Source organism: Microbacterium sp. MDV22-iso44 (assembly GCF_058629135.1).
The window spans coordinates 474,007-499,171 of record NZ_JBZVWS010000001.1 but is presented as its reverse complement, the minus strand read 5'-3'; the positions used below and the strand labels follow the sequence as shown (position 1 = coordinate 499,171).

Sequence of the window (25,165 nt, the reverse complement as noted above, 5' to 3'; positions counted from 1 at the left end):
AGCCCCGGACCCCTTCTCACGCCTCGCGGCTGTTTCTCACGCCTCCCGGCGGTGGCGGAGCCAGAGGACGCCCAGCGGCGGCAGAGTCACGTGCGCGGTGCCGTCGGCATCCGTCGTCACGCCTCCGAAGTTGCCGACGCCCGAACCGCCGAACTCGGCCGCGTCGGAGTTGAGCACCTCGGCCCATGCACCGGTTTCGGGCAGCGTCAGTCGCACGTCGTGACGCGGTGACCCGGCGAAGTTGCACAGCACCACGACCGTTCCGCCGTCGTGGTCGCGCCGTGCGAACCCGAGGACGTTGCTGTCGGGGGAGTGCGGCCAGACCCTGGAGAACGCCTCACCGTCGCTGTCCCGCGACCACAGGGGCGCCTCAGCACGGTAGGTGTGGTTGAGGGCTGACACGAAGTGCTGCAGCTGCTGGTGCGCGGGCTGGTCCAGCATCCACCAGTCGAGACCGCGTCCTTCGGACCACTCGGACATCTGCCCGAACTCCTGGCCCATGAACAGCAGCTGCTTGCCGGGGTGCCCCCACATGTACGCCAGGAAGGCGCGCATGTTGGCGAGTTGCTGCCAGTGGTCGCCCGGCATCCGGGTGAACAGCGATCCCTTGCCGTGCACGACCTCGTCGTGGCTGATCGGCAGGACGAAGTTCTCGCTGAAGGCGTAGACGAACGAGAACGAGAGTTCACCCTCGTGATGAGCGCGGTACAGCGGGTCGCGGCCGATGTAGACGAGCGAGTCGTTCATCCAGCCCATGTTCCACTTGAAGCCGAAGCCGAGACCGCCCTGGCTGGTCGGCGCGGTCACTCCCGGGAAGCTCGTTGACTCCTCGGCGATCATCGCGATGCCGGGGTAGCGCTTGTAGGCCGTGGCGTTGACCTCCTGCAGGAAACGCATCGCTTCGAGGTTCTCGCGGCCGCCGTGGATGTTCGGCTCCCACTCGCCCTCTTCGCGGGAGTAGTCGAGGTAGAGCATCGAGGCGACGGCGTCGACCCGCAGCCCGTCGACGTGGAACTCCTCGAACCAGTACAGCGCGTTGGCGACGAGGAAGTTCCGCACCTCGTTGCGGCCGTAGTCGAAGATGTACGTGCCCCAGTCGCGGTGCTCACCGCGGCGCGGATCCGGGTGCTCGTACAGGGGCGCTCCGTCGAAGCGGGCGAGAGCGAACGCATCCTTCGGGAAGTGCCCCGGGACCCAGTCCATGATGACGCCGATGCCCGCCTGGTGGAGGCGGTCGATGAGGTAGCGGAGCTCGTCGGGCGTACCGAAGCGGCTCGTCGGGGCGTAGTAGCCGGTGACCTGATAGCCCCAGGAGCCGCCGAAGGGGTGCTCGGCGAGCGGCAGGAACTCGATGTGCGTGAAGCCCTGCCCGCCGACGTAGTCGACGAGTTCGTCGGCGGCCTCGCGGTAGCCGAGTCCCGGACGCCAGGACCCGAGGTGGAGTTCGTACGTCGACATCGGCCGGTCGTGCACCGACCCGCTCGCGCGGTCGGCGAGCCACTCGTCGTCCGACCAGGTGTACTCGCTCTCGGTGACGACGGATGCCGTCGCGGGCGGAACCTCCGCGCGACGCGCCATCGGGTCGGCCTTCATGACCCACTGCCCGTCGGCGGTGAGGATCTCGAACTTGTACGCGGATCCCACCCCGATGCCCGGGACGAACAGCTCCCAGACGCCGGTGGAGCCCAGGGAACGCATGGCGTGCTGCGTGCCGTCCCACCCGTTGAGGTCGCCGACGACGCGGACGGCCCGGGCGTTGGGAGCCCAGACGGCGAACGACACGCCGCTCAGCGCGTCGTAGTGGCGCACGTGCGCACCGAGCACCTTCCAAAGCTGCTCGTGGCGTCCTTCGCGGATGAGGTGGAGGTCGACCTCGCCGACCGTCGGCAGATGGCGATAGGGGTCGTCGACACGGTAGTCGGGCGCCCCCTCGTAGGTGGCGACGATGTCGTAGGCGGTGGGCTGGGCCGTCGTCTCGCCCTCCCAGACGCCCGCGCGGATGTGTCGGAGCTCGACGCGGGCGCCGTCGGAGAGGACGGCGGTCACGGTCTGCGCGAAGGGACGGCGCGCACGCACCACCCACTCGTCGCCGTCCTGGTGGGGGCCGAGCACGTCGTGCGGGGCGTGGTAGGAGCCGGCACCGACGGCATCCAGGATCGAATCGTCGGGACGGGTCATGAGCGTGCCTTCACGTGGAGGATGTGGACGGGTTCGGCGAACGCGTCGAGGCGGACGTAGTTGTGTTCGTTCCAGGTCCAGCGGGCGCCGGTGACGAGGTCCTCGACGTCGTAATCGTGGCCGCGGGGGAGACCCCAGAGCTCCGAATCGACGTGGACCGTCGTTTCGCGCGCCGAGTGCGGGTCGACGTTGGCGACGACGATGATCGTGTCGGATTCGCCGGTCGGTGACAGGGGAGCCGGCAGGTGCTTCGCGTAGGCCACGATCGCATCGTCGTCGGACCCGAGCACGTGGAGCCCGCGGAGCTGCCGGAGCGCGGGATGCGCGCGTCGGATCTCGTTGAGCCGGCGCAGGTACGGCGCGAGCGAGTCGCCCGCGGCTTCCGCGGCCTCCCAGTCGCGGAACTTGTACTCGTACTTCTCGTTGTCGATGTTCTCTTCCGAGCCGGGGCGCGCGACGTTCTCGTAGAGCTCGTAGCCCGCGTAGACGCCGTAGCTGGCGCCCGCGGTCGCGGCGAGCGCCGCACGGATGCGGTAGGCCGGCCGACCGCCGAACTGGAGGTATTCGGTGAGGATGTCGGGGGTGTTCACGAAGAGGTTCGGCCGCATGAAGTCGGCTGTCTCATCGGAGATCGACGCGAAGAACTCCTCGATCTCGGTCTTCGTGTTGCGCCAGGTGAAGTACGAGTAGCTCTGTTGGAAGCCGCTCTGAGCCAGCGCGCGCATCGGCATCGGGCGCGTGAAGGCCTCGGCGAGGAAGATGACGTCGGGGTGCTCCGCGTTCACCGTGCGGATGAGCCACTCCCAGAACTGCAACGGCTTGGTGTGCGGGTTGTCGACGCGGAAGATGCGTACGCCCTGGCGGATCCAGTGGTGGACGATGCGCAGGACCTCGGCGCGGATGCCTTCCGGGTCGTTGTCGAAGTTGACCGGGTAGATGTCCTGGTACTTCTTCGGCGGGTTCTCCGCGAACGCGATGGATCCGTCCGGGAGGGTCGTGAACCACTCGGGGTGCTCCGTGACCCACGGGTGGTCGGGCGCGGCCTGGAGCGCCAGGTCGAGCGCGACCTCGAGTCCCTGGGCGGCGGCCGCGTCGACGAACGCGCGGAAGTCCTCCAGCGTGCCGAGGTCGGGGTGGACCGTGTCGTGGCCGCCGGCGGCGGAGCCGATGGCCCAGGGGGAACCCGGGTCGCCAGGACCGGCATCGAGGGTGTTGTTCGGACCCTTGCGGTTCACTTCGCCGATCGGGTGGATCGGGGGGAGGTAGAGGACGTCGAAGCCCATGGCCGCGACGCCGGGAAGGCGCTTCGCCGCTGTGCGGAAGGTGCCGCTGCGGACGGTGCCGTCCGGCATCCGCTCGGCGCCCTCGGAGCGGGGGAAGAACTCGTACCAGGCGCCCACACCCGCGCGCTCGCGCTCCACGAGGAGCGTGTTCTCCTCGTGGACGGTGTGGAGCGAGACGGCGGGCCGGTCGGCGAAGGCGTCGGCGAGTCCCGGGTCGCGGACGACGATGAGTGCGGCGGCGTCATCGACGGAGTCGTCCCGGAGCGCGCGGGCGGCGGCCGCGAGGGCGGTTCGTTCGTCTGCCGGTCGGGTCTTCTCCGCGGCTGCGCGTTCGAACAGGCGAGCACCCGTCTCGCGCATGAGGATCGGGTCGACTCCGGCCGCGATCTTCACCTCCGCGGCATGCCGCCACGTTGCGTAGTCATCGGCGAATGTCTCGAAACGGAAGCGCCAGGTGCCCTGTTCGAGGGGTGCGACGTGCACCTGCCAGGTGTCGAAACCGTCGTCCAGCGGATGCAGCCGGTGCAGACTCGCAGCTCCGGAGGGTGACGTCAGCCGCAGGTGCACCCCGATCCGGTCGTGTCCTTCACGGAACGCGGCGACCGTGAAGGGCACCGCCTCGCCCACGAAGGCCGACGGGGCGAACCTGCCGCCGGGAACGCTCGGTCGGTGCGAGGCGATCGGGATGCGGCCGTTGCGGATACCGGCATCCTTCTTCGTCGCCTTCGCCGGGCGAAGGGGGATCTCTGCGGAGCTGCGGACGGAAGCGGGGGAGATCGGTGAGGCCACGTTCCGAACCTACCGTTGCCGGGCGGACCCGGAAACGGCCCTGGATCAGTCGGCCCGGAACAGGTACATTGACGTCCCCGCCGCCGGGAACGTCTCGCCGGGGGTTCGGACGTCCGCGTGATCGGACGGCCGTTCGTCGACGCTCGACCAGAGCGGGACGAACCTGGTGACCCCGTCCAGCGCGGGCAGCGTGATGTCCGTCCCCCGCTCGCGACCGTGGACGACCAGGAGGATGCGGTTCGGCGCCTCGTGCTCCGGAGTCGACTGGGCGTCGTACTGCAGGGTCCGGTGGGACGGATCCGTCCACTGCTCCACCGACATCGTCTGGCCGTGCTCGTCGTACCAGTCGATCACCGAGGCGCTCGGTACCGTCTTGTCGGCATGCGCGAACCGCACGGGGCGGAGCGCGGGGTTCTCGCGGCGGATGCGCGTGAGCAGCTCGACGTGCGCGCGGAGCTCCTCCTGCCAGCCGCTCAGGTCCCAGTCGTACCAGGTCAGGTCCGAGTCGTGGCAGTACGCGTTGTTGTTGCCGTCTTGGCTCCGGCCGATCTCGTCGCCCGCGGTGATCATCGGGACACCTGCGGACAACAGGAGCGTGCCCATGAGGTTCCGCATGGCCCGCCGCCGCGTGCGCAAGACCGCCTCGTCGTCGGTCGGTCCCTCGAAGCCGTGGTTGAAGGATCGATTGGTGTCCGCGCCGTCGCGTCCGTGCTCGCCGTTGGCATCGTTGCGCTTGACGTCGTAGGAGACGAGGTCGTGCAGCGTGAAGCCGTCGTGCGCGGTGACGAAGTTCACGCTCGCGAGGGGTCCCCGCTCGGCGCTGAACGTGTTGGCGGAGCCGGCCAGGCGGGTGGCGAATCCGCCGATGCCGACGGGCGTCACGTCCGCGCGCCGCGAGTAATCGATGTCGCTCAGCCAGAAGTTCCGGACCCGATCGCGGTACCGGTCGTTCCACTCGCTCCACCCCGTGCCGAACCCGCCGGTCTGCCATCCGCCCAGGCCGACGTCCCACGGTTCGGCGATCTTCTTCACGCCGGTGAGCGCGGGGTCGTCGATGATCGCGCGCAGCAGCGGATGGTCAGCGGTGAACGTGTGCGAGGCATCCCGTCCCAGGGTCGGCGCCAGATCGAATCGGAACCCGTCGATCTGCACCTCGTTCGCCCAGTAGCGGAGGGAGTCGAGGACCAATCGGGCCGCGGCATCCGTCGAGGTGTCGACGGAGTTCCCGCATCCGGTCACGTCGATGTAGGTACCGTCCTCGGCCTGCCGGTAGTAGGCGCGGTTGTCGATGCCGCGGAAGCTCGACCGCGGCTCCCCGAGCCCCTGCTCGGAGGTGTGGTTGTAGACCACGTCGAGGATCACCTCGATGCCGGCCTGGTGGAGCAGCTTGACCATGCCCTTGACCTCGCGGAGCACGGCGCCTGCGCCCTCGGCCTGCGCCGCCGCGGTCGCATACGGGGCGTGGGGCGCGAAGAACCCCACCGAGTTGTATCCCCAGTAGTTGGTCAAGCCCAGCTGCAGCAGGCGCGGCTCGCTGGCGAAGGCGTGGATCGGGAGGAGCTCGACGGCGGTCACGCCGAGGCGCTGGTAGTGCTCGATCATCGCCGGGTGCGCCATGCCGGCGTACGTGCCGTGCAGCGCCGCCGGGACCCCGGGATGCCGCTTGGTGAGCCCCTTGACGTGCGCCTCGTAGACGACGGTGCGGTCGAGGGGCGTCTCGGGCTTGCGCACGCCCCCCCAGTCGAAGCACTCGTCGACGACGACCGATCTCCAGGAATGGATGCCGGGCACCGCCAGCCCGCGCGCGTACGGGTCGATGAGGAGGGTCGCGGGATTGAATGTCATCCCCGGGCCGTGCGGTCCGTCGACGCGCACGCTGTATCGCACGCCCGGGCGGAGCACGGGTGTCGTCACCTCCCAGACGCCGCCGCCCGCGGGCGAGAGCGGCAGAGTCTCGACGATCCAGTCGGGGTCGTCGTCGTCGAACACGACCACCTCGACGGCGCTCGCGTCGCCGGACCAGATGCGCAGGGTGGCGACGCCGTCGTGCAGACGTACCCCGAGACGGTCGTACGTGTCCGAGAGGAGGTCTGCGGCGGGGGAGACGGATGCCGCGGTGGTCGGGTCGGCCGGGGCGGAGATCATGCGTTCTACAGTAGTGAGCAGGTGATGGACGACAGCGGCAGGCGGAGGGCGATGGGGGTCTATCTGGACCACGCGGCATCCACGCCGTTGCGGCCCGAAGCGCGCGAGGCGTGGCTCGCTGCGGCGGAGCTGACCGGTAACGCGTCCTCGGTCCACGGTGCGGGGCAAGCCGCACGCCGCGTCCTGGAGGATGCGCGCGAGCGCATCGCGGCGGTCCTCGGCTGCGATCCGATCGAGGTCGTCTTCACCTCGGGAGGCACGGAGTCCGTCAACCTCGGCGTGAAGGGCCTGTGGTGGGCGCGGGAGCTCGACCGCTCGGCGATCGTCCTGCCCGACGGCGAGCACCATGCGACCCTCGACACGGTCGAGTGGCTCGCCGCAGCCCAGGGGGCGCAGGTCCGCCCGGTGCCGTTGGACCCGGAGGGGGCGATCGACGCCGACGCCTTCGCCGCAGTGCTGCCGGGCGCCGCCCTCGCGACGGCGCTCGTCGCGAACAACGAGGTGGGGACGGTGTCCGACGTGGCGCGTCTCGCCGCGGCCGCAGCGGATGCCGCCGTGCCGCTGCATCTCGACGGGGTGGGCGCGATCGCCCACACACCGATCGACTTCGCGGCGCTCCGCGGAACGGGGAATGCGCCGCACGGACTCGTCGCCGCCAGTGTCTCGGGTCACAAGGTCGGCGCTCCCGTCGGTACGGGGGCACTCGTGGTCTCTCGGTTCGCCCGGATCGGCGCCGTCCTCCACGGCGGCGGACAGCAGCGAGGTCTCCGCTCCGGCACCCCCGACGTCGCGGGTGCCGCTGCCCTCGCCGTCGCCCTCGAGCTCACAGCGGCTGAGCGGGACGCCGAGTCGCCGCGACTGACGGCGCTCGCGGGTCGGCTGGCCGACGGCATCCGTCGCGTCGTCCCCGGGGCGCGCCTGCTGGGCTCGCCGGACCGGCGGCTGCCGGGCCACGTCCACGTCCTGTTCCCCGACGCGCTGGGCGAGACCCTGCTGTTCCTGCTCGACCACTCCGGCGTCGAGGTCTCCACGGGGTCCGCGTGTCAGGCCGGGATCGCGGAACCGAGCCACGTCGTCATGGCGCTCGGATACGGCGACCGCGAAGCGCGCTCGGTCCTGCGGATCACCCTCGGGCGATCGAGCACGGCGGACGACGTCGACGCGTTCCTCGCGGCGCTCCCGGATGCGCACCGGCGAGCCGCGGCATCCAGCGCCCGTGCGGCCGCCCGCTCGTAGACTGGAACGATGCGCGTACTGGCAGCGATGAGCGGTGGGGTCGATTCGGCGGTTGCCGCGGCCCGAGCCGTCGACGCCGGACACGACGTCGTCGGCGTCCACCTCGCGCTCTCGCGTGCGGGCGGGACGCTGCGCACGGGCAGCCGGGGCTGCTGCACGATCGAGGACGCCCTCGACGCGCGGCGCGCGGCGGATCTGCTCGGCATCCCGTTCTACGTGTGGGACTTCTCCGAGCGTTTCCGAGACGACGTGATCGACGACTTCATCAGCGAGTACCGAGCGGGGCGCACCCCGAACCCGTGCATGCGGTGCAACGAGAAGATCAAGTTCGCGGCTCTCCTCGAGCGCGCGATCGAGCTCGGATTCGACGCCGTCTGCACGGGCCACTACGCGACCCTTGTCGACGGCCCTGAGGGCCGCGAGCTGCACCGCGCGTCGGATGAGGCGAAGGACCAGTCCTACGTCCTCGGTGTGCTGACGGCGGATCAGCTCGCGCACACGTACTTCCCGCTCGGCACGACCCCGTCCAAGGCGGTCGTCCGCGCTGAGGCCGCCGAGCGCGGCCTGACCGTTGCCCAGAAGCCCGACAGCCACGACATCTGCTTCATCCCCGATGGCGACACCCGCGGCTGGCTGGCCGAGAAGGTCGGCGCCGAGCAGGGCGACGTGCTCGACCGCGACGGTGCCGTCGTGGGCCGCCACGAAGGTGCGCACGCCTTCACCGTCGGTCAGCGTCGCGGCCTGCAGCTCGGCGTACCGGCCGCGGACGGCAAGCCGCGCTTCGTCCTCGAGGTGCGTCCCGTCTCGAACACCGTCGTCGTCGGCCCCAAGGAGGCCCTCGCGACGGCGGAGATCTCCGGGGAACGGCACAGCTGGGCCGGCCGTGCGCCAGAAGACGGCGCGTTCGCGTGCCACGTCCAGATCCGGGCACACGCCGACCCGGTGCCGGCGCGTGCCACGGTGGCCGCCGGCTCGGTGACGGTCGTCCCCGACGACCCCTTCGACGGGGTCGCCCCCGGTCAGACGGCGGTCCTCTACGACGGAACGCGCGTCATCGGTCAGTTCACGATCGCGCGGACCGTGTCCGCCGTACCGCAGGACGCCTGAGCCTCCGCTCGCGTTCGACGGACGCGAGCGCCTCGCGCAGGTCGGTGTGCGAGAAGCGGAAACCCGCATCGACCAGTCGCTCGGGCGCGACCCATCTGCTCTTCAGGATCAGCTCGGGCTCGGTGCGGAGGACCCACATGGCGATCTCGAGCATCCAGCGGAGCGAGGGGATTCCCACCGGCATCCCGACGGCGCTCCGGAGGGAGCGCATGAGCGACCGGTTGTCGGATGCCTCGGGCACCGCGACGTTCACGACCCCCGCGATGTCGTCGCGCCGCACGAGGAACCGGATCGCGTCGAGCACGTCGTCGATGTGCACCCAGCTGAACCGCTGACGGCCGCGCGTGCGGTACCAGGGCGGCCGGCCGCCGGTGGGCTCGTCGCCGATGCCGCGATAGCGACGGTGCGGCGGAACCCAGCCGTCGTGCTGCGGCCCGCCGAGGCCGGTACGGGCGAGGGTGAGAAGCATGCGCGTGGCGGGACCGTCGCCGACGACGATCGCCAGGCGGAGCGCGACGCGCCTCGTCGCGGGGAGGTCGCCGGCGAAGAAGGCGCGCTCCCACGCCTTCGCGACGTCGACCGAGAACCCGGCGCCGAGTTCGCCGGTCGACTCGGTGTTCGGCCGGTCCATCGCGTGGCGGTAGATGGTCGCGGTCGACGAGTTCACCCAGAGTCCCGGCGGGACGGATGCCGCCGCCACCGCATCGTGCAGTGCCCGCGTCGTCTCGACTCGAGAAGCCAGGATCGCGTCGCGGTTCGCATCGGTGTAGCGGCAGTCCACGGATTCCCGGCGAGGTTGACGAGAAGGTCCGCGCCGTCGATCGCTGCACGGAGCGCCTCGGGGTCGTTCCAGGACACGCGGGAGGTCCGACCCACCTCGACGACGTCGTAGCCGTCGGCGTGGAGAGAGGCGGCAAGAGCTTCGCCGATGAACCCGCCGGCTCCGGCGACCACGGCACGGGGACGGTCGGTGCTCATGCCTCGACGGTACAGGCACCGGCCGCCACCTCCGCCCGCGGTAGATTCCGAGCATGACCACCGCCGCCGGGGACGCCCCGGCATCCGTCTACCAACGCGTGCTCGGTGAGGCGTACGGCGATCTGCCGCCCGTGCTGGCGCGGTACTTCGGTCCCATCCCTCCTGGGCACGTCGGGGTCGGGGAGGGGACGTACGACACCGTCGGATCCCGCTACCGCCTGATCGCGTGGCCGCTGCTGGTCTGGTCGACGCGGCACGACATGCTCTTCCCCGAGGCGGGCGAGCAGGTGCCGTTCCTGGTCGAGAACCGACCCGTCGCGGACGGTCTCGCCGGATCGCGGTGGTTCGCGTTTCCCGGCCGGCTCCGGGTCATGCGCGACACGATGCGTGCCGGTGACGGGGAGATCATCGAGCGGCTCGGCCGTCGCGGCGGGCTGGAGGTACGCCTTCGTCCCGCAATCGAGGACCGCCGGATGGTGCTGCGCTCAGGACGACTCGCGTGGCGGGTGCGCGGCATCCGCGTCCCTCTGCCCCGGGTCGCCTCGGTCACCGTGCAGGAGAGTGCGGGCCAGGGCGGCGACGGGCGTCAGCGCGTCGACGTCCGGCTCCGGATGCCTCTCCTCGGCGAGGTCTTCCGGTACTCGGGATCGTTCGCCTACCGCATCGTGCGCGACGACGACAGCGGCTCAGGAGTGTCGGCCGCCCTCCCTACACTGTCGATGTGGCTGACGCAGAACTCCCCGCACTGACACTCGATGAGGCGCGCGCCGCCGCCGAGAGCCTCACCGAGAAGATCCTCGGTGCGCGCGAGGCGTATTACGGCGGCGACGTGGGGCTCGTCGACGACGCGACCTATGACGGGTGGATGCACGAGCTCGAGGCCATCGAGCGCGCGCATCCGGAGCTGCAGGGCCAGGACTCGCCGACGCAGACGGTCGGCGCGGCCGAATCGTCGATGTTCGCCCCCGTCGAGCACGCGGAGCGGATGCTGAGCCTCGACAACGTGTTCTCGCCGGAGGAGTTGCGGGAGTGGTGCACGAAGGCCGAGGCCTCGGCCGGACGCCCGGTGCGCTGGCTCACCGAACTCAAGATCGATGGTCTCGCCATCTCGCTGCGATACGAGGACGGGGTCCTGACCTCGGCCGCGACCCGAGGCGACGGCCGCATCGGCGAGGACGTGACCGTCAACGCGGTGCGCGTGGCCGGCATCCCCGATCGACTGGCGGGGGAGGGGCATCCCGCTCTCGTCGAGGTCCGCGGCGAGGTCTTCATCCCCGTCGCGGCGTTCGAAGAGCTCAACGCGCTTCAGGCGCGGCTGCGAGAGCGCGTCATCGCCGACGCGGCTGTGCGGCCGCGGTACGACGAGGAGAAGGCCCAGAAGAGCGCCGCCCGGCGCTTCCCCGCGTTCGCCAACCCGCGCAATGCGGCCAGCGGCGGACTCCGCCAGCAGCTCGACAAGAAGTCGGGTCTCGAGCTGGAGGCCGGCGAGGCCCGTCTCGCATCGCTGCGCATGTACGTGCACGGGATCGGCGCGTGGCCGGACCCGCCCGTCGCCGCGCAGAGCGACGTGTACGGGCTTCTGGCCGAGTGGGGGCTCCCGGTCAGTCCCTACCCTCGCACCTTCGACGACGTCGACAGCGTCCTCGATTTCGTTGCGGAGTACGGCGAGAAGCGTCACTCCGTCGCTCACGAGCTCGACGGCATCGTCGTCAAGGTCGACGAGCTCTCGCTGCACGATGAGCTCGGCGCGACCAGTCGCGCGCCGCGGTGGGCGATCGCCTACAAATACCCGCCGGAAGAGGTGCAGACGCGGCTCGTCGACATCATCGTGTCGGTGGGGCGCACGGGCCGGGCCACGCCCTACGCGCAGATGGAGCCCGCACTCGTCGCCGGAAGCGTCGTGCGTCAGGCCACCCTTCACAACCAGGACGTCGTCAAGGCCAAGGGCGTGCTGATCGGCGACATGGTCGTGCTGCGCAAGGCGGGCGACGTCATCCCCGAGGTGCTCGGGCCGGTCGCAGAACTGCGCGACGGCACCGAACGGGCGTTCGTCATGCCGACCGAATGCCCCGAGTGCGGCTCGACGCTCGCCCCCGCGAAGGAAGGCGACATCGATCTGCGTTGCCCGAACACCCGCGGCTGCCCCGCGCAGGTTCGCGGACGCGTCGAACACATCGGCTCCCGCGGCGCGCTGGACATCGAGGCGCTCGGCGAGGTCACCGCGGCCGCCCTGACGCAGCCGCTCCCGCCGCAGGAACCCGCCCTCGACACCGAGGCGGGGCTGTTCGACCTGACGGTGGAGCGGCTCGTCCCGATCGAGGTCATCGTCCGGGACTCCGAGACCGGCGAGGCGCGCGTCGACGAGAAGACCGGCGACGTGATCCGACGCGCTCCCTTTCGCCGCAACCCCAGCGCGGCGGAGAAGAAGGAGGGGCTCACCGGCCCGCAGCCGTCGGCTCAGGCGCTCACCCTCATCGACGAACTCGAGAAGGCCAAGACGAAGGACCTCTGGCGGTTCCTCGTCGCCCTCAACATCCGGCACGTCGGTCCGGTCGCCGCTCGTGCGCTGGCGCAGTACTTCGGCTCACTCGACGCCATCCGCGCCGCCTCGCGCGATGAGCTCGCCGCCGTCGACGGCGTCGGCGGGATCATCGCCGACGCACTGCAGGACTGGTTCGCCGTCGACTGGCACGTCGACATCGTCGACCGTTGGGTCGCAGCCGGGGCGCGCCTGTCCATCCCGGGCCACCCCGGGCCCGGTGCCGCCGCAGCTGCAGGCGGCGTCCTCGAGGGCATCACGGTCGTCGCGACCGGCTCGCTCGAGGGCTACACCCGCGAGGGCGCGCAGGAGGCGATCATGCAGGCGGGGGGGAAGGCGGCATCCAGCGTCTCGAAGAGGACCGACTTCGTCGCTGCCGGCCCCGGCGCGGGCTCGAAACTGGCGAAGGCCGAAGCGCTCGGGCTCCGCATCATCGACGCAGCTCAGTTCCACCTGCTGGTGACCGAGGGGCCGGATGCCCTCGGCGAGGCTCCCGTCGTGGAGTGAGGCTCAGTCCTTCTGCGCGAGCAGCGCGTCCCGCACCTGGCGGCGAAGCACCTTGCCGATGAGCGAGCGCGGCAGGTCGTCGACCGGTTCGATACGACGCGGCACCTTGTACGGGGTCAGTCGCGTCCGCGCGAAGGAGCGGATGTCGTCGATGTCGAGGTCGGTCACGCCGGGGGCGGGGATGACGACGGCCACGACCTGCTCGCCGCTGTGCGGATCGGGCAGGCCGACCACGGCGGCATCCGCGACCTGCGGGTGCTGACGGAGCGTCGCCTCGACCTCGGACGGCGAGACGTTGAAGCCGCCCGTCACGATCAGCTCCTTCAGCCGGTCGACGACCCGGAAAAAGCCGTCTTCGTCGCGCTCGACGATGTCCCCGGTGCGGAACCAGCCGTCCTCGAGCACCTTCTCGGTCTCCTCCGGCTTGCCGTAGTACCCCGAGAAGACCTGCGGTCCGCGCACCACGAGCTCGCCGGGCTCATCGACACCGAAGACGCGCGACGGGTCCTCCGGATGGACGACCCGCGCGTCGGTCCCGGGGACAGGGATGCCGATCGTCCCCGCCTTCCGGCTGTCGGCCGGCGGGTTCACCATCAAGACGGGTGAGCACTCGCTGAGGCCGTAGCCCTCGATGAGGTAGCCGCCCGTGGCCTCCTCGAAGGGTTCGACGAGCGCCGGCGAGAGGGCCATCGCGCCCGACACGCCGATTCCGATGCCCCGGATCGACGCGCCGGTCTCACGGGCACGAGCGAGCAGGCGCTCCGCGATGGGCGGGACGAGGGGCAGGACCGTCGGCGGGTGCTTCTTGATCGCGTCGATCACCATGTCGGCGTCGAACTTCGGGAAGAGCACGAGACGCGCTCCCATCGACATCGCGAACGTCAGGCACAGCGTGAGCCCGTACGCGTGGAACATCGGCAGGACGGCGTAGAAGACGCATCCGTCCCCGCGGACCACCGCCGGGATGAACGCCTGACTCTGGCGGGCGTTGGCGAGGAGGTTCCGATGGGTGAGCATCGCACCCTTGGGCGTGCCCGTCGTCCCGGAGGTGTACTGGAGGACGGCGAGGTCATCCGTGGCGGGACGGGGGTGGGATGCCGGGAGCGGCTCGGTCCGGACGAGGTCGTCCCACGTGCGCGTCCCGCGCACCGGCGCGGTGAGCGCGTCGCGCGATTCGCGGGCCTTCGCGACCGGCAGCCGGAGCGCGAGCCGGGTGTGCAGCGGGAGTGCCGTCGTGATGTCGACCGACACCAGTGCCTCGACGTGGAGGTCGGCCGGGAACTCCTGGACCGTCGCGACGACCTTGTTCCAGACGATCGCGTGGCGCGCACCGTGGTCCTGGAACTGGGTCCGCAGCTCCCGCGGCGTGTAGAGCGGATTGTGCTCGACGACGACGGCGCCCAGGCGCAGGACGGCGTAGAAGGCGACGATGTGCTGGGGGCAGTTGGGAAGGACGATCGCGACCCGGTCGCCCTTCTTCACCCCGAGGCGGCGCAACCCGGCCGCCGCTCGACTCACGGCATCCGCCAGCGCGGCGTAGGTCGTCTCCTTGCCGAAGAACTGCAGCGCGGCCGCCTTCGGGTAATCGCGGACGGAGTCGTCGAGCAGATCCATGAGCGACCCGGTGATGGGCGGGAGATCGAGCGGGACGCCGGCGTCGTAGGACGAGAGCCAGGGGCGATCGGCGGAGATCGAATCGGTCACGTCCTCAGCCTAGGGCGAGCGCTCGGACGACGAGTGGCCCGAACTAGACTGGGGGAGTGTCTGAAATCACCCCCGATCTCGTGCGCCATCTCGGCGTGCTCGCCCGGATCCAGCTGAGCGACGAGGAGGTGGAACGCCTCACCGGCCAGCTCGATGCGATCGTCGACAACATCGCCAAGGTCTCCGAGGTCGCCACCCCCGAGGTCGCCGCGACGAGCCACCCGATCCCGCTGAGCAATGTGTTCCGTCCCGATGTCCCCGGCGACATGCTGAGCCTCGACGAGGTGCTGCAGAACGCACCGGATGCCGCCGACGGCCGGTTCCGCGTGACCGCGATCCTGGGGGAGGAGCAGTGAGCGACATCCTGAAGCTGACCGCTGCCGACCTCTCGGCGAAGCTCCGTTCCGGCGAGCTGTCGAGTGTCGAGGCCACGCAGGCCCACCTCGACCGGATCGCCGCCGTGGACGGCGACGTCCACGCCTTCCTGCACGTCTCGGACCACGCGGTCGAGGTCGCCCAGGACATCGACCGGCGCCGCGCCGCGGGCGAGGAGCTCGGCGAACTGGCCGGCGTCCCGCTCGCCATCAAGGACGTCCTCGTGACGACCGACATGCCGTCGACCAGCGGATCGAAGATCCTCGAGGGCTATATGTCGCCCTACGACGCGACCGTCGTGTCGCGCTCCCGCGCCGCCGGCCTCGTGCCGCTCGGCAAGACCAACATGGACGAGTTCGCCATGGGCTCCTCGACGGAGCACTCCGCGTACGGCCCGACCCACAACCCGTGGGACCTCGACCGGATCCCCGGCGGGTCTGGCGGTGGCTCCGCTGCGGCGGTCGCCGCCTTCGAGGCACCGCTCGCCCTCGGCTCCGACACCGGCGGCTCGATCCGGCAGCCCGCCCATGTGACCGGCACCGTCGGCATGAAGCCCACCTACGGGGGTGTCAGCCGCTACGGCGCCATCGCGCTCGCGTCGAGCCTCGACCAGGTCGGCCCCGTCTCGCGCACGGTCCTCGACTCGGCGCTCCTGCACGACGTCATCGGCGGGCACGATCCCCACGACGCCACGTCCCTCACCGACGCGTGGCCGTCCTTCGCCGCCGCTGCGCGCGAGGGGGCGACCGGCGAGGTCCTGAAGGGCCTGAAGGTCGGCGTCATCCGCGAGCTCGACGACTCCGGCTTCCAGACCGGCGTCTCGGAGTCGTTCCGCGCCTCCCTCGCCGCGATGGAAGCCGCCGGCGCCGAGATCGTCGAGGTCAGCGCACCCCACTTCGAGTACGGGGTCGCCGCGTACTACCTGATCCTCCCCGCGGAGGCCTCCAGCAACCTTGCCAAGTTCGACTCCGTGCGCTTCGGCATGCGGGTGAACGTGCCCGGTGGCACCGTCGAGGACGTCATGGCCGCGACCCGCAACGCCGGCTTCGGCGACGAGGTCAAGCGGCGCGTCATCCTCGGCACCTACGCCCTGTCGGCGGGGTACTACGACGCCTACTACGGCAGCGCTCAGAAGGTCCGCACCCTGATCCAGCGCGACTTCGACGAGGCGTTCGCGCAGGTCGACGTCATCGCGACGCCGTCGGCGCCCACGACCGCTTTCCGCCTCGGCGAGAAGCTCGACGACCCGATCCAGATGTACCTCAACGACGTGACGACCATCCCGGTCAACCTCGCCGGCGTCCCCGGCATCTCGATCCCCTCGGGCCTCGCGGCGGAGGACGGGTTGCCCGTCGGCATCCAGTTCGTCGCCCCCGCCCGGGAGGATGCACGTCTGTACCGCGTCGGCGCGGCCCTCGAGGCCCTGCTCGTCGACAGCTGGGGCGGTCCGCTGCTGGACCGCGCCCCGATCCTCGGAGGAGCCCGCTGATGGCCAAGGACGCGCTGATGGACTTCGACAAAGCACTCGAGCTCTTCGAGCCGGTGCTGGGCTTCGAGGTGCACGTCGAGCTCAACACCGAGACCAAGATGTTCTCGCCGGCGGCCAACCCGGCGCACGAGGCGAACCACGACGCAGCTCCCAACACCCTCGTCGCCCCGGTCGACATGGGTCTGCCCGGTTCGCTGCCGGTGGTCAACGAGACCGCGGTCCGCTACTCGATCAGCCTGGGCCTCGCCCTCGGCTGCTCGATCGCGCCGTCGAGCCGGTTCGCGCGGAAGAACTACTTCTACCCGGACCTCGGCAAGAACTACCAGATCTCCCAGTACGACGAGCCGATCGCCTTCGAGGGCAGCGTCGAGATCGAACTCGAGGGCGGCGACCTGGTCGTCGTCCCGATCGAGCGCGCGCACATGGAGGAGGATGCCGGCAAGCTCACCCACATGGGCGGTTCGACCGGTCGCATCCAGGGCGCGGAGTACTCGCTCGTCGACTACAACCGCGCTGGCGTCCCGCTCGTCGAGATCGTCACCAAGCCGATCTTCGGCACCGAGCACCGTGCTCCGGAGGTCGCCAAGGCCTATGTGGCGGCGATCCGCGACATCGTGCGGTCACTCGGGATCTCGGAGGCGCGCATGGAGCGCGGCAACCTCCGTTGCGATGCGAACGTCTCGCTCCGCCCCCGCGGTCAGGAGAAGCTCGGCACGCGCACCGAGACGAAGAACGTCAACTCGATGCGTTCTGTGGAACGTGCCGTCCGTTATGAGATCCAGCGTCAGGCGGCGATCCTCGCCGGTGGCGGCACGATCACGCAGGAGACGCGCCACTGGCACGAGGACACCGGCCGCACCTCGCCCGGCCGCCCGAAGTCGGATGCCGACGACTACCGGTACTTCCCCGAGCCCGACCTCCTGCCCGTCGAGCCGTCCAAGGAGCTGATCGAGGAACTGCGCGCCGCGCTCCCTGAGGCGCCCTCGGTGTACCGACGACGGTTGAAGACCGAGTGGGGCTTCACCGACCTCGAGTTCCAGGACGTCGCCAACGGCGGTCTCCTCGCCGAGGTCGAGGCGACGATCGCCGCCGGCGCGTCCCCGGCATCCGCTCGCAAGTGGTGGACGGGCGAAGTCACCCGCGTCGCCAACGCGCAGGGAGCCGAACCCGCCGCGCTGGTCTCGCCCGAGTCGGTCGCCGAGCTGCAGAAGCTGGTGGATGCCGGCATGCTGACCGACAAGCTCGCGCGCCAGGTGCTCGAGGGCGTCATCGCGGGGGAGGGGACCCCGCAGGAGGTCGTCGACGCGCGTGGTCTCGCCGTCGTCTCGGATGACGGCGCCCTGATCGCCGCCATCGACGAGGCCCTCGCCGCGCAGCCCGACGTCCTGGCGAAGATCCAGGACGGCAAGGTCCAGGCCGCCGGTGCCGTCATCGGCGCCGTGATGAAGGCCATGAAGGGCCAGGCGGATGCCGCACGCGTCCGCGAGCTCATCCTGGAGCGCGCCGGACAGGCCTGACGCTGATCGAGGATGCCGCCGCGCCGCTGCCCGATCCGGGCTCGGTGTCGGCGGCATCGTCGACAATGGAGGTATGGGACGCGGAGACGGGACGGGACGGATCGTCTCGCCCGACGGCGCCGACGACACCGGCACCCGCATCCTCCACGTCGACATGGACGCGTTCTACGCGTCGGTCGAGGTCCTGTACGACCCGTCGCTGGCGGGTAAACCGCTCATCGTGGGCGGGATGGAGGGGCGCGGCGTCGTCTCGAGCGCGTCGTACGAGGCTCGCCGCTTCGGGGTGAGGTCGGCGATGTCGGTCAGCCGGGCACTCCAGCTGTGCCCGCAGGCGATCGTCGTGGTCCCGCGGTTCGAGCGGTATTCGGACCTGTCGAAGAAGGTCATGGCGATCTTCCGCGACGTCACCCCGCTCGTGGAGCCGCTCTCGATCGACGAGGCCTTCCTCGACGTGAGCGGTGCGCGCCGTCTCTGGGGGAGTCCCGGCGAGATCGCTCGGATGGTCCGCCGCCGGGTTCTGGAGGAGACCGGACTGACGTGCAGCATCGGCGTCGCGGCCACGAAGCACGTCGCGAAGATCGCCTCGACGGTGTCGAAGCCCGACGGGCTGCTGATCGTCGCTGAGCCTGACACACAGGCGTTCCTCGCTGCTCGCCCGGTCAGCGCGCTCTGGGGCGTCGGCCCCAAAGCTGCAGAGGCTCTCGAAGCGCGCGGCATCCGGATGGTGTCCGACATCCTGAACACCCCGCGGGGCGTCCTCGATCGAGCGCTCGGCCCGGCGATGGGCGCGCGTGTCTCGCAGCTCGCCCGCGGCCACGACCCGCGGTCGGTGCAGACGGAGCACACCGAGAAGAGCGTCGGCCACGAGGAGACCTTCCTCGAGGATGTCTCCGACACAGCGATGCTCCGGAGCGAATTCCGCCGTCTCGCCGACAGGGTCGCCTCTCGATTGCGCGCGGGCGGCTGGGAAGCGCGGACGATCGCCATAAAAGTGCGGTTCGCGGACTTCACGACCCTCTCACGGTCGGTGAGCGTCCCTGAGCCCACGAACGTCGGTCAGCGGATCGGCGACGTCGCCCTCGAGCTTTTCGGAAAGATCGACCTCGTCCAGCCCGTCCGGTTGATCGGGGTCCGAGGCGAGAAGCTCACGGGCGACGGTATCGGCGGTCTGGCACTGTGGGACGACGACGCGGAGTGGCGGAGGGTGGATGCCGCTCTCGACGACGCCCGCAGCAGGTTCGGCCGCGGCGCCGTCACGCGTGCGAGCACCCTCGGTCCGCGACGGGACGTCAATGCCCTCCCGACCAACCCGCGCCCCGCGCCGGACTGACCCGGATCGACGCAGCCCCCCTGCTTTCCCGGTCGCCTACGGCTACCGTGAGGTCATGGCAAACCTCCCCCTCGAACTCGGCAAGCAGTTCGCCTCCCTCGGTGTGTCCACGGTCTACGGCGAACAGCAGGACGTCGACGGCATCCGGATCATCCCCGTCGCCCTGACCTGGTCGGGCTTCGGCGCGGGAGAGGACACCTCGGGCGGTGCCGGCGGCGGCGGCGGGGGCGCCGCGATCCCGATCGGCGCGTACGTCCGGAAGGGTGACGACCTGCGCTTCGAGCCGAACCTGGTCTCGCTCGTCGCCGTCGGCATCCCGTTCGTGTGGATCGCGGGACGGGCGCTCAGCCGCGTCATCCGTGCACTCAAGCGCTGATCCGCTCCGGGCTGCCCTCGTCGCCGCCGTCGACGACGTCGCGGATGCCGTCGGCCGCGAGCCCCGGGAGCCGGCGGTGGTTCTCGTCGACGGTCGTTCCGGCGCCGGGAAGTCGACGTTCGCGGATCTTCTCGCCGAGCGACTGACGGACGCGGTGATCGTGCGACTCGACGATGTCTATCCCGGCTGGGACGGCCTGCGAGAAGGCGCGGATACCGTGCGCCAGAGCGTCCTCGTGCCGCTGCGCAGGGGCGAACCGGGGTCGTGGCCGGTGTGGGATTGGACGGCGGATCGGCCCTCGGGGCAGAAGAGGCGCGTCGCCCCCGCGGCCGTCGTCATCGTGGAGGGTTCCGGTGTGCTGACGCCCGCATCGGCCCCGCTCGCGGACGTCGCCGTATGGCTCGACGCGCCCCGGGACGCCCGCCGCGTGCGCGCGCTCGAACGGGACGGCGAGACGTACCGACCGCACTGGGAGCGGTGGGAGAGGCAAGAAGAGGCGCACCTCCGGGATCACCACCCGGATCAGCTCGCGAGCCACGTCTTCCGGCTGCCCTGAACGTCCCTGCTCAGGCGTCGAGCGCCTGCACGAGCATCTCGAGGCGGTAGCCGATCCACTCGTACACGCCGAACCGGGCGTCGCCGTCGCCGCGCTGCTCTTCGTCCGTCACCCCGAGCCGGTCCGCCAGCACCAGCCGAAGGGCGGCGAGCGTGCGGAGCCAGGCACCGGCGGCATCCGGGGTCAGGTCGACCACGAGGATGTCCTCGGCGGCGGCGCGGTCGAGCTGATCGATGTCGAGGTCCTGCCCGTCGTGCCGCAGGGACGCGCGGACGATGCCCGCATCCGCCGCCCGTCGTGCCAGGAGGTCGTCCTCGGTCAGGCGACGGAACTCCGCCGCTGCCTCTGCGTCGTCGGCGTAGGCGTCCGGCACGAGTCGGCGCACGGCCGGGTCGGAGCCGTCGTGCGAGGTGACGACGTCTTCGAACTGTCCAACGAGATCGGACAGATGCGCGGCTTCGAGGAGCGTCAGCTCCATGGCGACAGCGTGGTCAGTCACGACCCCGCCTCTCGCACGGTCGCCCACAGCCCGTAGTCGTGCATCGCCTGAGCGTGCAGCTCCATCTGCTCCCGCGACCCCTCGGCGACGACCGCGTGCCCGTCGTGGTGGACGGCGAGCATCAGCCGGTGCGCCTTCTCCCGCGAGAATCCGAAGTACTGGCGGAAGATGTGCTCCACGTAGCTCATGAGGTTGACGGGGTCGTTCCAGACGACGGTCTGCCAGGGTCCCGAGGTGGATGCCTGCAGGTCCGTCCGCTCGTCGATCTCCGGCGACGCGATGCTCATCAGGCCCACCCCAGCTCGTGCAGTCGGGCATCGTCGATGCCGTAGAAGTGGGCGATCTCGTGGACGAGGGTCGTGTGCACCTCATCACGGAGGTCGTCGACGTCATCGCACGCGTCCAGGTGCGGTTCCCGGTAGAGGATGATGCGATCGGGGAGGTCACCCATGCCGTACTGATCCCGCTCCGTCAACGCGAGGCCGTCGTACAGCCCCAACAGGTCGAGCGAGCCGTCCTCGGGACGGTCCTCGACGACGAACACGACGTTGTCGAGCCCCGCGACCATGTCGTCGGGCAACCCATCGAGTTCGGACGCAACCAGATCCTCGAATGCCTCGGCATCCATATCGATCATGACCACGCCTCACGCGGAGAAGATATGGGGTGAGTAACGGGACTTGAACCCGCGACCCCCTGGACCACAACCAGGTGCTCTACCAACTGAGCTATACCCACCATGTGCCCGTCTCCGGGCAACCCCACAAGTGTATTACAGTCCGGAGGCGAACGACGACACGGCGGATGCCGCGGCGGTGCGCGCGTCGTCGCTCGACGGTCCGGGGGCGTCCACGAAGACCGTCTCGCGGTAGTACGCGAGCTCGCGGACGCTCTCGCGGATGTCGGCGAGGGCGCGATGGCCGCCGTCCTTCGCCGGAGCGTTGAAGTAGGCGCGGGGGTACCACCGACGGGCGAGCTCCTTCACGCTCGACACGTCGACGTTGCGGTAGTGCAGCCACCGATCGACGCGGGGCATGTAGCGCGCGAGGAACATGCGGTCGGTGCCGATCGTGTTGCCCGCGAGCGGGGCCTTGCCTTCGGGGACGAACCGCTGGATGTACTCGAGCACCTGGAATTCGGCGTCGGCGAGGCTCACGCCGTTCGGGATCTCGTCGAGGAGGCCGGAGCTCTCATGCATCTTCGTCACGAAGTCGTTCATGTGCGCGAGGGCGGAGTCGTCGGGCTTGATCACGATCTGGAAGCCGGGGTCGAGGACGTTGAGCTCGAAGTCGGTGATGACGACGGCGACCTCCACGAGCTCGTCGACCGACAGGTCGAGGCCCGTCATCTCGCAGTCGATCCAGACGAGGCGGTCGTTCTCCGCAGCTGACACGTGGTCTCCTCCCACAGGAGTCGTCCGCGGACACGGCGACTCGGAGCCCCTCCAGGAGGATTCGAACCCCCGACCTGGCGGGTAGAAACCGCTCGCTCTATCCACTGAGCTATGGAGGGAAGGATGCTCGCCCCCCAGGCTACCGCTCACACGGTTATGGTCGCTCGGCGCGCGCGCAGGGCGCGCCACCGCGCCGACACGTCGAGGGCGACGTGGACGCCGGGACCGATGAGGACCGCGAACAGCACCGTGCCGAGGCCTACGGTGCCGCCGAGCAGCCACCCGGTGACGAGGACGCTCCCTTCGACGGCGAACCGGCAGACCCAGATCGGCCATCCGAACCGAGCGTGGAGGCCGGTCATCAACCCGTCGCGCGGCCCCGGTCCGAGGTCGGCGCCGAGGTAGATCCCGGATGCCGCGGCGATGAGCGCGATGCCGAACACGAAGACGAGAACCCCCAAGAGGTAGTTCTCGACGGGCGGGATGACCGCAAGCGCCCCCTGCATGACGGTTCCGACGACGAGGATGTTCGCGATCGTGCCGATGCCGGGGCGTTGACGGAGCGGGATCCAGGCGAGGAGGACGAGCGCGCCGGTGATGACGACGATCCAGCCGATCCCGATACCCGTCTGCACGGAGAGTCCCTCGGCGAGGACCGTCCAGGGGTCGAGTCCGATGCCGGCCTGGACGAGGACGGCGCAGCCGATGCCGAACAGGGCGAGTCCGATGACGAGGCGGAGGAGGCGCAGAAGCATGGACCCATTCCACCGTAAGATTGGCCTTCTGTATGCAGTCCAATCTCGAAAAGGTGGACCATGGACTCTCGGATCGGTGCCCGAAGCCTCGCCGCTGCACTCGGTGGCTGGCGGACCAGGACGCCCACCTACGAGGCCCTGGCCGACGGCATCCGTCTTCTCTGTCTCGATAACCGCGTCGCCGCCCACACCGCCCTGCCCGCCGAGCGCGAACTCGCCGCGACACTCGGCCTGAGTCGGGCGACGGTCGCGGCGGCCTATCGCTCGCTCCGCGAGAGCGGTCACATCGAGAGCACGCGGGGATCGGGCAGCATCACGCTTCCCCAGGTGCGCCGAGGAGCCGGTCGAGTGTTCGACGACGGCGAGGGCATCGACCTGCAGCAGGCCAGTCCGGCGGCGTGGCCCGGCCTTGCGGGCGTCATCGCCGAGGTCGGAGCGGATGCCGCATCCCTCGTCGGCCGGCCCGGTTACGACATCGTCGGCAGCAGCGAACTCCGGACGGCCATCGCCGACCGCTACACCGCACGCGGGATTCCGACTGCCCCGGACGAGATCCTGGTCACGAACGGGGGACAGCACGCCATCCACCTCGTCACGGCCGCTCTCCTCGGGCCGGGGATGACGGCGCTGCTCGAGACGCCCACGTACCCGCATGCGACCGAGGCGATCAAGGCCACGGGAGCGCGCGTGACCGGAACACCGGTGACCGTCGACGGCGGCTGGGACCTCGATCGTGCCGAGCAGACCTTCCGGCGTGCGCGTCCGACCCTCGCCTATCTCATGCCGTGGTTCCAGAACCCGACGGGGCGGTCGATGTCCCCGACGGATGCCGCGACCTTCCGCGCCGCAGCCGAACGCGCGGGGACGGTGCTCGTGATCGACGAGACGACCGCCGAGCTGATGATCGACGGCACCGCTCCGGAACCGTTGGACTTCGGACCTCATGCCGTGCGGATCGGTTCACTGGGCAAAACGGTGTGGGGTGGGCTGCGGGTCGGCTGGGTGCGGGCGGACCGAACCCTCGTGCGGCGGCTGGTGGCTTCCCGCCCCCGTCGCGATCTCGGCACCGCCGAGTTCGAGCAAGCCGTCGCCTCGCGTCTCATGCGTCTGATGCCCGACATCCTGCCGCAGCGCGCCGAGCTGCTCGGCCGGGGGAGGGATGCCGCCGTGGCCGCGCTCCGCGCATCGTTCCCGACGTGGGATGTCCCCGTCCCGGCGGGCGGCGTCTCGTTGTGGGTGGGGATGGACGCTCCGCTCAGCGGATCGCTCGTCCTGGCGGCTCGGCGCGAGGGAGTCCTCCTGTCGGCGGGCCCAAGCTTCTCCGTCGACGGCGGATACGACGCGCACCTTCGCGTGCCCTTCACCGCCCCGCCCGAGCAACTGCGCGACGCGATCACGGTGCTGGCACGACTGTGGCCGGAAGTGGGCGGCGCCGGCGCGGGGCACGCGCAGGACGAGAGCGAGGCCGTCGCCGCCATCGTCTGAGCGCGTCAGCGCGAGTCGTGGAGGACGGCCACCGCGTCCTCCATCCGCCAGAAATCGCCGAGCTCGACGAAGCCGCCGGCCGCAGGATGGAACCGGCGCGCGCGATAGCGCGTGGCGAGGTCGTCGCCGATGCGGGCCACGTGTCCGACGACCCGCCCCTCGGGGTCGACGACGCGCGACAGGCGGTCGGAGACAGGGGTGAGGCGATATCGGCGGAGCCGGACATCGGTGTTCGGTGCGATGGTGGTCACGGGGCCTCCTCTGCGTCGATTCGCACGGTACGCTCGGCCACCGACACGCACCTTCGGGACGGAACATCGCGCCCGCCGTCGGCGTTGTCCCTCGTGACGATCCCACAGTGAAAGGAAGGTCTCGCATGCAGACCTATGTGCTTGCCGGAGGCTGCTTCTGGTGTCTCGACGCCGCGTACCGCGCTCTCGAGGGAGTCGAGTCGGTCGAATCTGGCTACATCGGCGGTTCCGTGGCGTCGCCCACGTACGAGCAGGTGTGCACCGGCACGACCGGTCACGCTGAGGCCGTCAAGGTGACGTTCGACGAGGAGGTCATCCCTTCCGACGTCATCCTCGATGCGTTCTTCACCATGCACGACCCGCGCCAGCTCAACCGGCAGGGCAACGACGTCGGCACCCAGTACCGCTCCGCCATGTTCCCCGCCGATGACGCGCAGCGCGAGGAGTTCCAGCGCGCCGCGGAACGTGCCGCGGATTGGTGGGGTGGCGGACTGGTCACCACGATGGAGCCCCTCGGCGAGTGGTACCCCGCCGAGGACTACCACCAGGACTTCTTCACCAAGAACCCGGGCCAGGGCTACTGCCTGGCCGTCGCGGTGCCGAAGGTGAACAAGGTCCGGGCCCGGTTCGGGGAGTACGCCCGCCGCTGATCCTCCCCGGCGGACCTCATGGT

Annotated in this window: 22 protein-coding genes, 2 tRNA genes and 1 pseudogene; 12 read left to right on the top strand and 13 right to left on the bottom strand. The window is 70.2% G+C overall.

Annotated elements, in window-relative coordinates; all coding sequences use genetic code 11:
* Positions 1-36: 36 nt before the first annotated feature.
* From glgB to glgX, 3 genes are read right to left on the bottom strand one after another with little or no spacing between them, the layout of a single operon-like run.
* Positions 37-2,178 (bottom strand): 1,4-alpha-glucan branching protein GlgB, encoded by a 2,142-nt coding sequence (glgB, locus tag AC4NN1_RS02460; RefSeq protein ID WP_491954468.1) that lies wholly within the window; start codon positions 2,176-2,178, stop codon positions 37-39.
* Positions 2,175-4,250 (bottom strand): alpha-1,4-glucan--maltose-1-phosphate maltosyltransferase, encoded by a 2,076-nt coding sequence (locus AC4NN1_RS02455; protein WP_020097226.1) that lies wholly within the window; start codon positions 4,248-4,250, stop codon positions 2,175-2,177. The genes glgB and AC4NN1_RS02455 overlap by 4 nt, the downstream gene beginning before the upstream one ends.
* A 45-nt stretch (positions 4,251-4,295) precedes the next feature.
* Positions 4,296-6,395, bottom strand: a complete 2,100-nt coding sequence (glgX, locus tag AC4NN1_RS02450) for a glycogen debranching protein GlgX (RefSeq protein WP_491954467.1) — start codon at positions 6,393-6,395, stop codon at positions 4,296-4,298.
* A 51-nt stretch (positions 6,396-6,446) separates the two neighbouring features.
* Here glgX and AC4NN1_RS02445 point away from each other — a divergent pair, with 51 nt between their 5' ends.
* Entirely contained in the window at positions 6,447-7,631 is a 1,185-nt protein-coding gene (locus AC4NN1_RS02445) for a cysteine desulfurase family protein (RefSeq protein ID WP_491954466.1), read from the top strand.
* Positions 7,632-7,640: 9 nt separating this feature from the next.
* A complete protein-coding gene (gene mnmA, locus AC4NN1_RS02440; RefSeq protein ID WP_028497389.1) occupies positions 7,641-8,738 on the top strand; it encodes a tRNA 2-thiouridine(34) synthase MnmA in 1,098 nt (365 codons plus the stop codon).
* On the opposite strand, the pseudogene AC4NN1_RS02435 reads toward mnmA, so the two are convergent.
* Positions 8,695-9,716: pseudogene (locus AC4NN1_RS02435) on the bottom strand (epimerase). The gene mnmA and the pseudogene AC4NN1_RS02435 sit on opposite strands and share 44 nt — an antisense overlap.
* Before the next feature lie 53 nt (positions 9,717-9,769).
* Here AC4NN1_RS02435 and AC4NN1_RS02430 point away from each other — a divergent pair.
* Both AC4NN1_RS02430 and ligA read left to right on the top strand, forming a co-directional pair.
* Complete coding sequence (locus tag AC4NN1_RS02430; protein ID WP_491954465.1) at positions 9,770-10,465, top strand: DUF4166 domain-containing protein; 696 nt, start codon at positions 9,770-9,772, stop codon at positions 10,463-10,465.
* Entirely contained in the window at positions 10,438-12,762 is a 2,325-nt protein-coding gene (ligA, locus tag AC4NN1_RS02425; protein WP_491954464.1) for an NAD-dependent DNA ligase LigA, read from the top strand. The genes AC4NN1_RS02430 and ligA overlap by 28 nt, the downstream gene beginning before the upstream one ends.
* A gap of 3 nt (positions 12,763-12,765) precedes the next feature.
* Here ligA and AC4NN1_RS02420 read toward each other — a convergent pair whose 3' ends face one another.
* Positions 12,766-14,466: a long-chain-fatty-acid--CoA ligase gene (locus tag AC4NN1_RS02420; RefSeq protein WP_491954463.1), complete on the bottom strand. Its 1,701-nt coding sequence runs from the start codon at positions 14,464-14,466 to the stop codon at positions 12,766-12,768.
* A 56-nt stretch (positions 14,467-14,522) separates the two neighbouring features.
* Between AC4NN1_RS02420 and gatC the strand changes: the two genes are divergently transcribed.
* The 6 genes from gatC (at position 14,523) to AC4NN1_RS02390 (ending at position 20,109) form a co-directional block, all read left to right on the top strand.
* Positions 14,523-14,822 carry an Asp-tRNA(Asn)/Glu-tRNA(Gln) amidotransferase subunit GatC gene (gene gatC, locus AC4NN1_RS02415; protein ID WP_018188011.1) on the top strand — a complete coding sequence of 100 codons (300 nt, stop codon included), beginning with the start codon at positions 14,523-14,525 and terminating at the stop codon, positions 14,820-14,822.
* On the top strand, positions 14,819-16,330 hold the full coding sequence (gene gatA, locus AC4NN1_RS02410; RefSeq protein WP_491954462.1) for an Asp-tRNA(Asn)/Glu-tRNA(Gln) amidotransferase subunit GatA: 1,512 nt from the start codon (positions 14,819-14,821) through the stop codon (positions 16,328-16,330). The genes gatC and gatA overlap by 4 nt, the downstream gene beginning before the upstream one ends.
* The gene (gatB, locus tag AC4NN1_RS02405) at positions 16,330-17,847 is read left to right on the top strand and encodes an Asp-tRNA(Asn)/Glu-tRNA(Gln) amidotransferase subunit GatB (protein WP_491954461.1); all 1,518 of its coding nucleotides are present in this window, start codon (positions 16,330-16,332) and stop codon (positions 17,845-17,847) included. Before gatA ends, gatB begins: the two co-directional genes overlap by 1 nt.
* A 73-nt stretch (positions 17,848-17,920) precedes the next feature.
* A complete protein-coding gene (gene dinB / locus AC4NN1_RS02400) occupies positions 17,921-19,177 on the top strand; it encodes a DNA polymerase IV (protein WP_491954460.1) in 1,257 nt (418 codons plus the stop codon).
* Positions 19,178-19,232: 55 nt separating this feature from the next.
* Entirely contained in the window at positions 19,233-19,553 is a 321-nt protein-coding gene (locus AC4NN1_RS02395) for a hypothetical protein (RefSeq protein WP_491954459.1), read from the top strand.
* Positions 19,537-20,109, top strand: a complete 573-nt coding sequence (locus AC4NN1_RS02390) for a zeta toxin family protein (RefSeq protein ID WP_491954458.1) — start codon at positions 19,537-19,539, stop codon at positions 20,107-20,109. Before AC4NN1_RS02395 ends, AC4NN1_RS02390 begins: the two co-directional genes overlap by 17 nt.
* A 10-nt stretch (positions 20,110-20,119) precedes the next feature.
* Here the strand turns inward: AC4NN1_RS02390 and AC4NN1_RS02385 are convergent, their stop codons facing one another.
* The 7 genes from AC4NN1_RS02385 to yczE all read right to left on the bottom strand — a co-directional run bounded on the left by AC4NN1_RS02385 (position 20,120) and on the right by yczE (position 22,756).
* A complete protein-coding gene (locus tag AC4NN1_RS02385; protein ID WP_491954457.1) occupies positions 20,120-20,608 on the bottom strand; it encodes a DUF2017 family protein in 489 nt (162 codons plus the stop codon).
* The gene (gene clpS, locus AC4NN1_RS02380) at positions 20,605-20,904 is read right to left on the bottom strand and encodes an ATP-dependent Clp protease adapter ClpS (RefSeq protein WP_018188004.1); all 300 of its coding nucleotides are present in this window, start codon (positions 20,902-20,904) and stop codon (positions 20,605-20,607) included. The genes AC4NN1_RS02385 and clpS overlap by 4 nt, the downstream gene beginning before the upstream one ends.
* Positions 20,895-21,245, bottom strand: a complete 351-nt coding sequence (locus AC4NN1_RS02375; protein ID WP_028497391.1) for a metallopeptidase family protein — start codon at positions 21,243-21,245, stop codon at positions 20,895-20,897. The genes clpS and AC4NN1_RS02375 overlap by 10 nt, the downstream gene beginning before the upstream one ends.
* A 25-nt stretch (positions 21,246-21,270) precedes the next feature.
* Positions 21,271-21,346, bottom strand: a tRNA-His gene (locus AC4NN1_RS02370).
* Positions 21,347-21,380: 34 nt separating this feature from the next.
* Entirely contained in the window at positions 21,381-22,001 is a 621-nt protein-coding gene (gene orn / locus AC4NN1_RS02365; protein ID WP_491954456.1) for an oligoribonuclease, read from the bottom strand.
* 46 nt (positions 22,002-22,047) lie between these two features.
* A tRNA-Arg gene (locus AC4NN1_RS02360) sits at positions 22,048-22,120 on the bottom strand.
* A gap of 27 nt (positions 22,121-22,147) precedes the next feature.
* A complete protein-coding gene (gene yczE, locus AC4NN1_RS02355) occupies positions 22,148-22,756 on the bottom strand; it encodes a membrane protein YczE (protein WP_018188001.1) in 609 nt (202 codons plus the stop codon).
* Positions 22,757-22,816: 60 nt separating this feature from the next.
* Between yczE and yczR the strand changes: the two genes are divergently transcribed.
* Positions 22,817-24,241, top strand: coding sequence for a MocR-like transcription factor YczR (gene yczR / locus AC4NN1_RS02350; RefSeq protein WP_491954455.1), 1,425 nt, complete (start codon positions 22,817-22,819; stop codon positions 24,239-24,241).
* Between the two features lie 5 nt (positions 24,242-24,246).
* Here the strand turns inward: yczR and AC4NN1_RS02345 are convergent, their stop codons facing one another.
* Positions 24,247-24,492, bottom strand: coding sequence for a hypothetical protein (locus AC4NN1_RS02345; RefSeq protein WP_491954454.1), 246 nt, complete (start codon positions 24,490-24,492; stop codon positions 24,247-24,249).
* Between the two features lie 125 nt (positions 24,493-24,617).
* Here AC4NN1_RS02345 and msrA point away from each other — a divergent pair, with 125 nt between their 5' ends.
* Entirely contained in the window at positions 24,618-25,142 is a 525-nt protein-coding gene (gene msrA / locus AC4NN1_RS02340; RefSeq protein WP_491954453.1) for a peptide-methionine (S)-S-oxide reductase MsrA, read from the top strand.
* Positions 25,143-25,165: the final 23 nt, after the last annotated feature.

Excerpts from the sequence above, each read along its gene's own strand:
- glgB (WP_491954468.1), bottom strand. The coding sequence starts at position 2,178 with ATGACCCGTCCCGACGATTCGATCCTGGATGCCGTCGGTGCCGGCTCC.
- glgX (WP_491954467.1), bottom strand. The coding sequence starts at position 6,395 with ATGATCTCCGCCCCGGCCGACCCGACCACCGCGGCATCCGTCTCCCCC.
- AC4NN1_RS02445 (WP_491954466.1), top strand. The coding sequence starts at position 6,447 with ATGGGGGTCTATCTGGACCACGCGGCATCCACGCCGTTGCGGCCCGAA.
- mnmA (WP_028497389.1), top strand. The coding sequence starts at position 7,641 with ATGCGCGTACTGGCAGCGATGAGCGGTGGGGTCGATTCGGCGGTTGCC.
- AC4NN1_RS02430 (WP_491954465.1), top strand. The coding sequence starts at position 9,770 with ATGACCACCGCCGCCGGGGACGCCCCGGCATCCGTCTACCAACGCGTG.
- gatB (WP_491954461.1), top strand. The coding sequence starts at position 16,330 with ATGGCCAAGGACGCGCTGATGGACTTCGACAAAGCACTCGAGCTCTTC.
- dinB (WP_491954460.1), top strand. The coding sequence starts at position 17,921 with ATGGGACGCGGAGACGGGACGGGACGGATCGTCTCGCCCGACGGCGCC.
- AC4NN1_RS02395 (WP_491954459.1), top strand. The coding sequence starts at position 19,233 with ATGGCAAACCTCCCCCTCGAACTCGGCAAGCAGTTCGCCTCCCTCGGT.
- AC4NN1_RS02375 (WP_028497391.1), bottom strand. The coding sequence starts at position 21,245 with ATGATCGATATGGATGCCGAGGCATTCGAGGATCTGGTTGCGTCCGAA.
- yczE (WP_018188001.1), bottom strand. The coding sequence starts at position 22,756 with ATGCTTCTGCGCCTCCTCCGCCTCGTCATCGGACTCGCCCTGTTCGGC.
- yczR (WP_491954455.1), top strand. The coding sequence starts at position 22,817 with ATGGACTCTCGGATCGGTGCCCGAAGCCTCGCCGCTGCACTCGGTGGC.
- msrA (WP_491954453.1), top strand. The coding sequence starts at position 24,618 with ATGCAGACCTATGTGCTTGCCGGAGGCTGCTTCTGGTGTCTCGACGCC.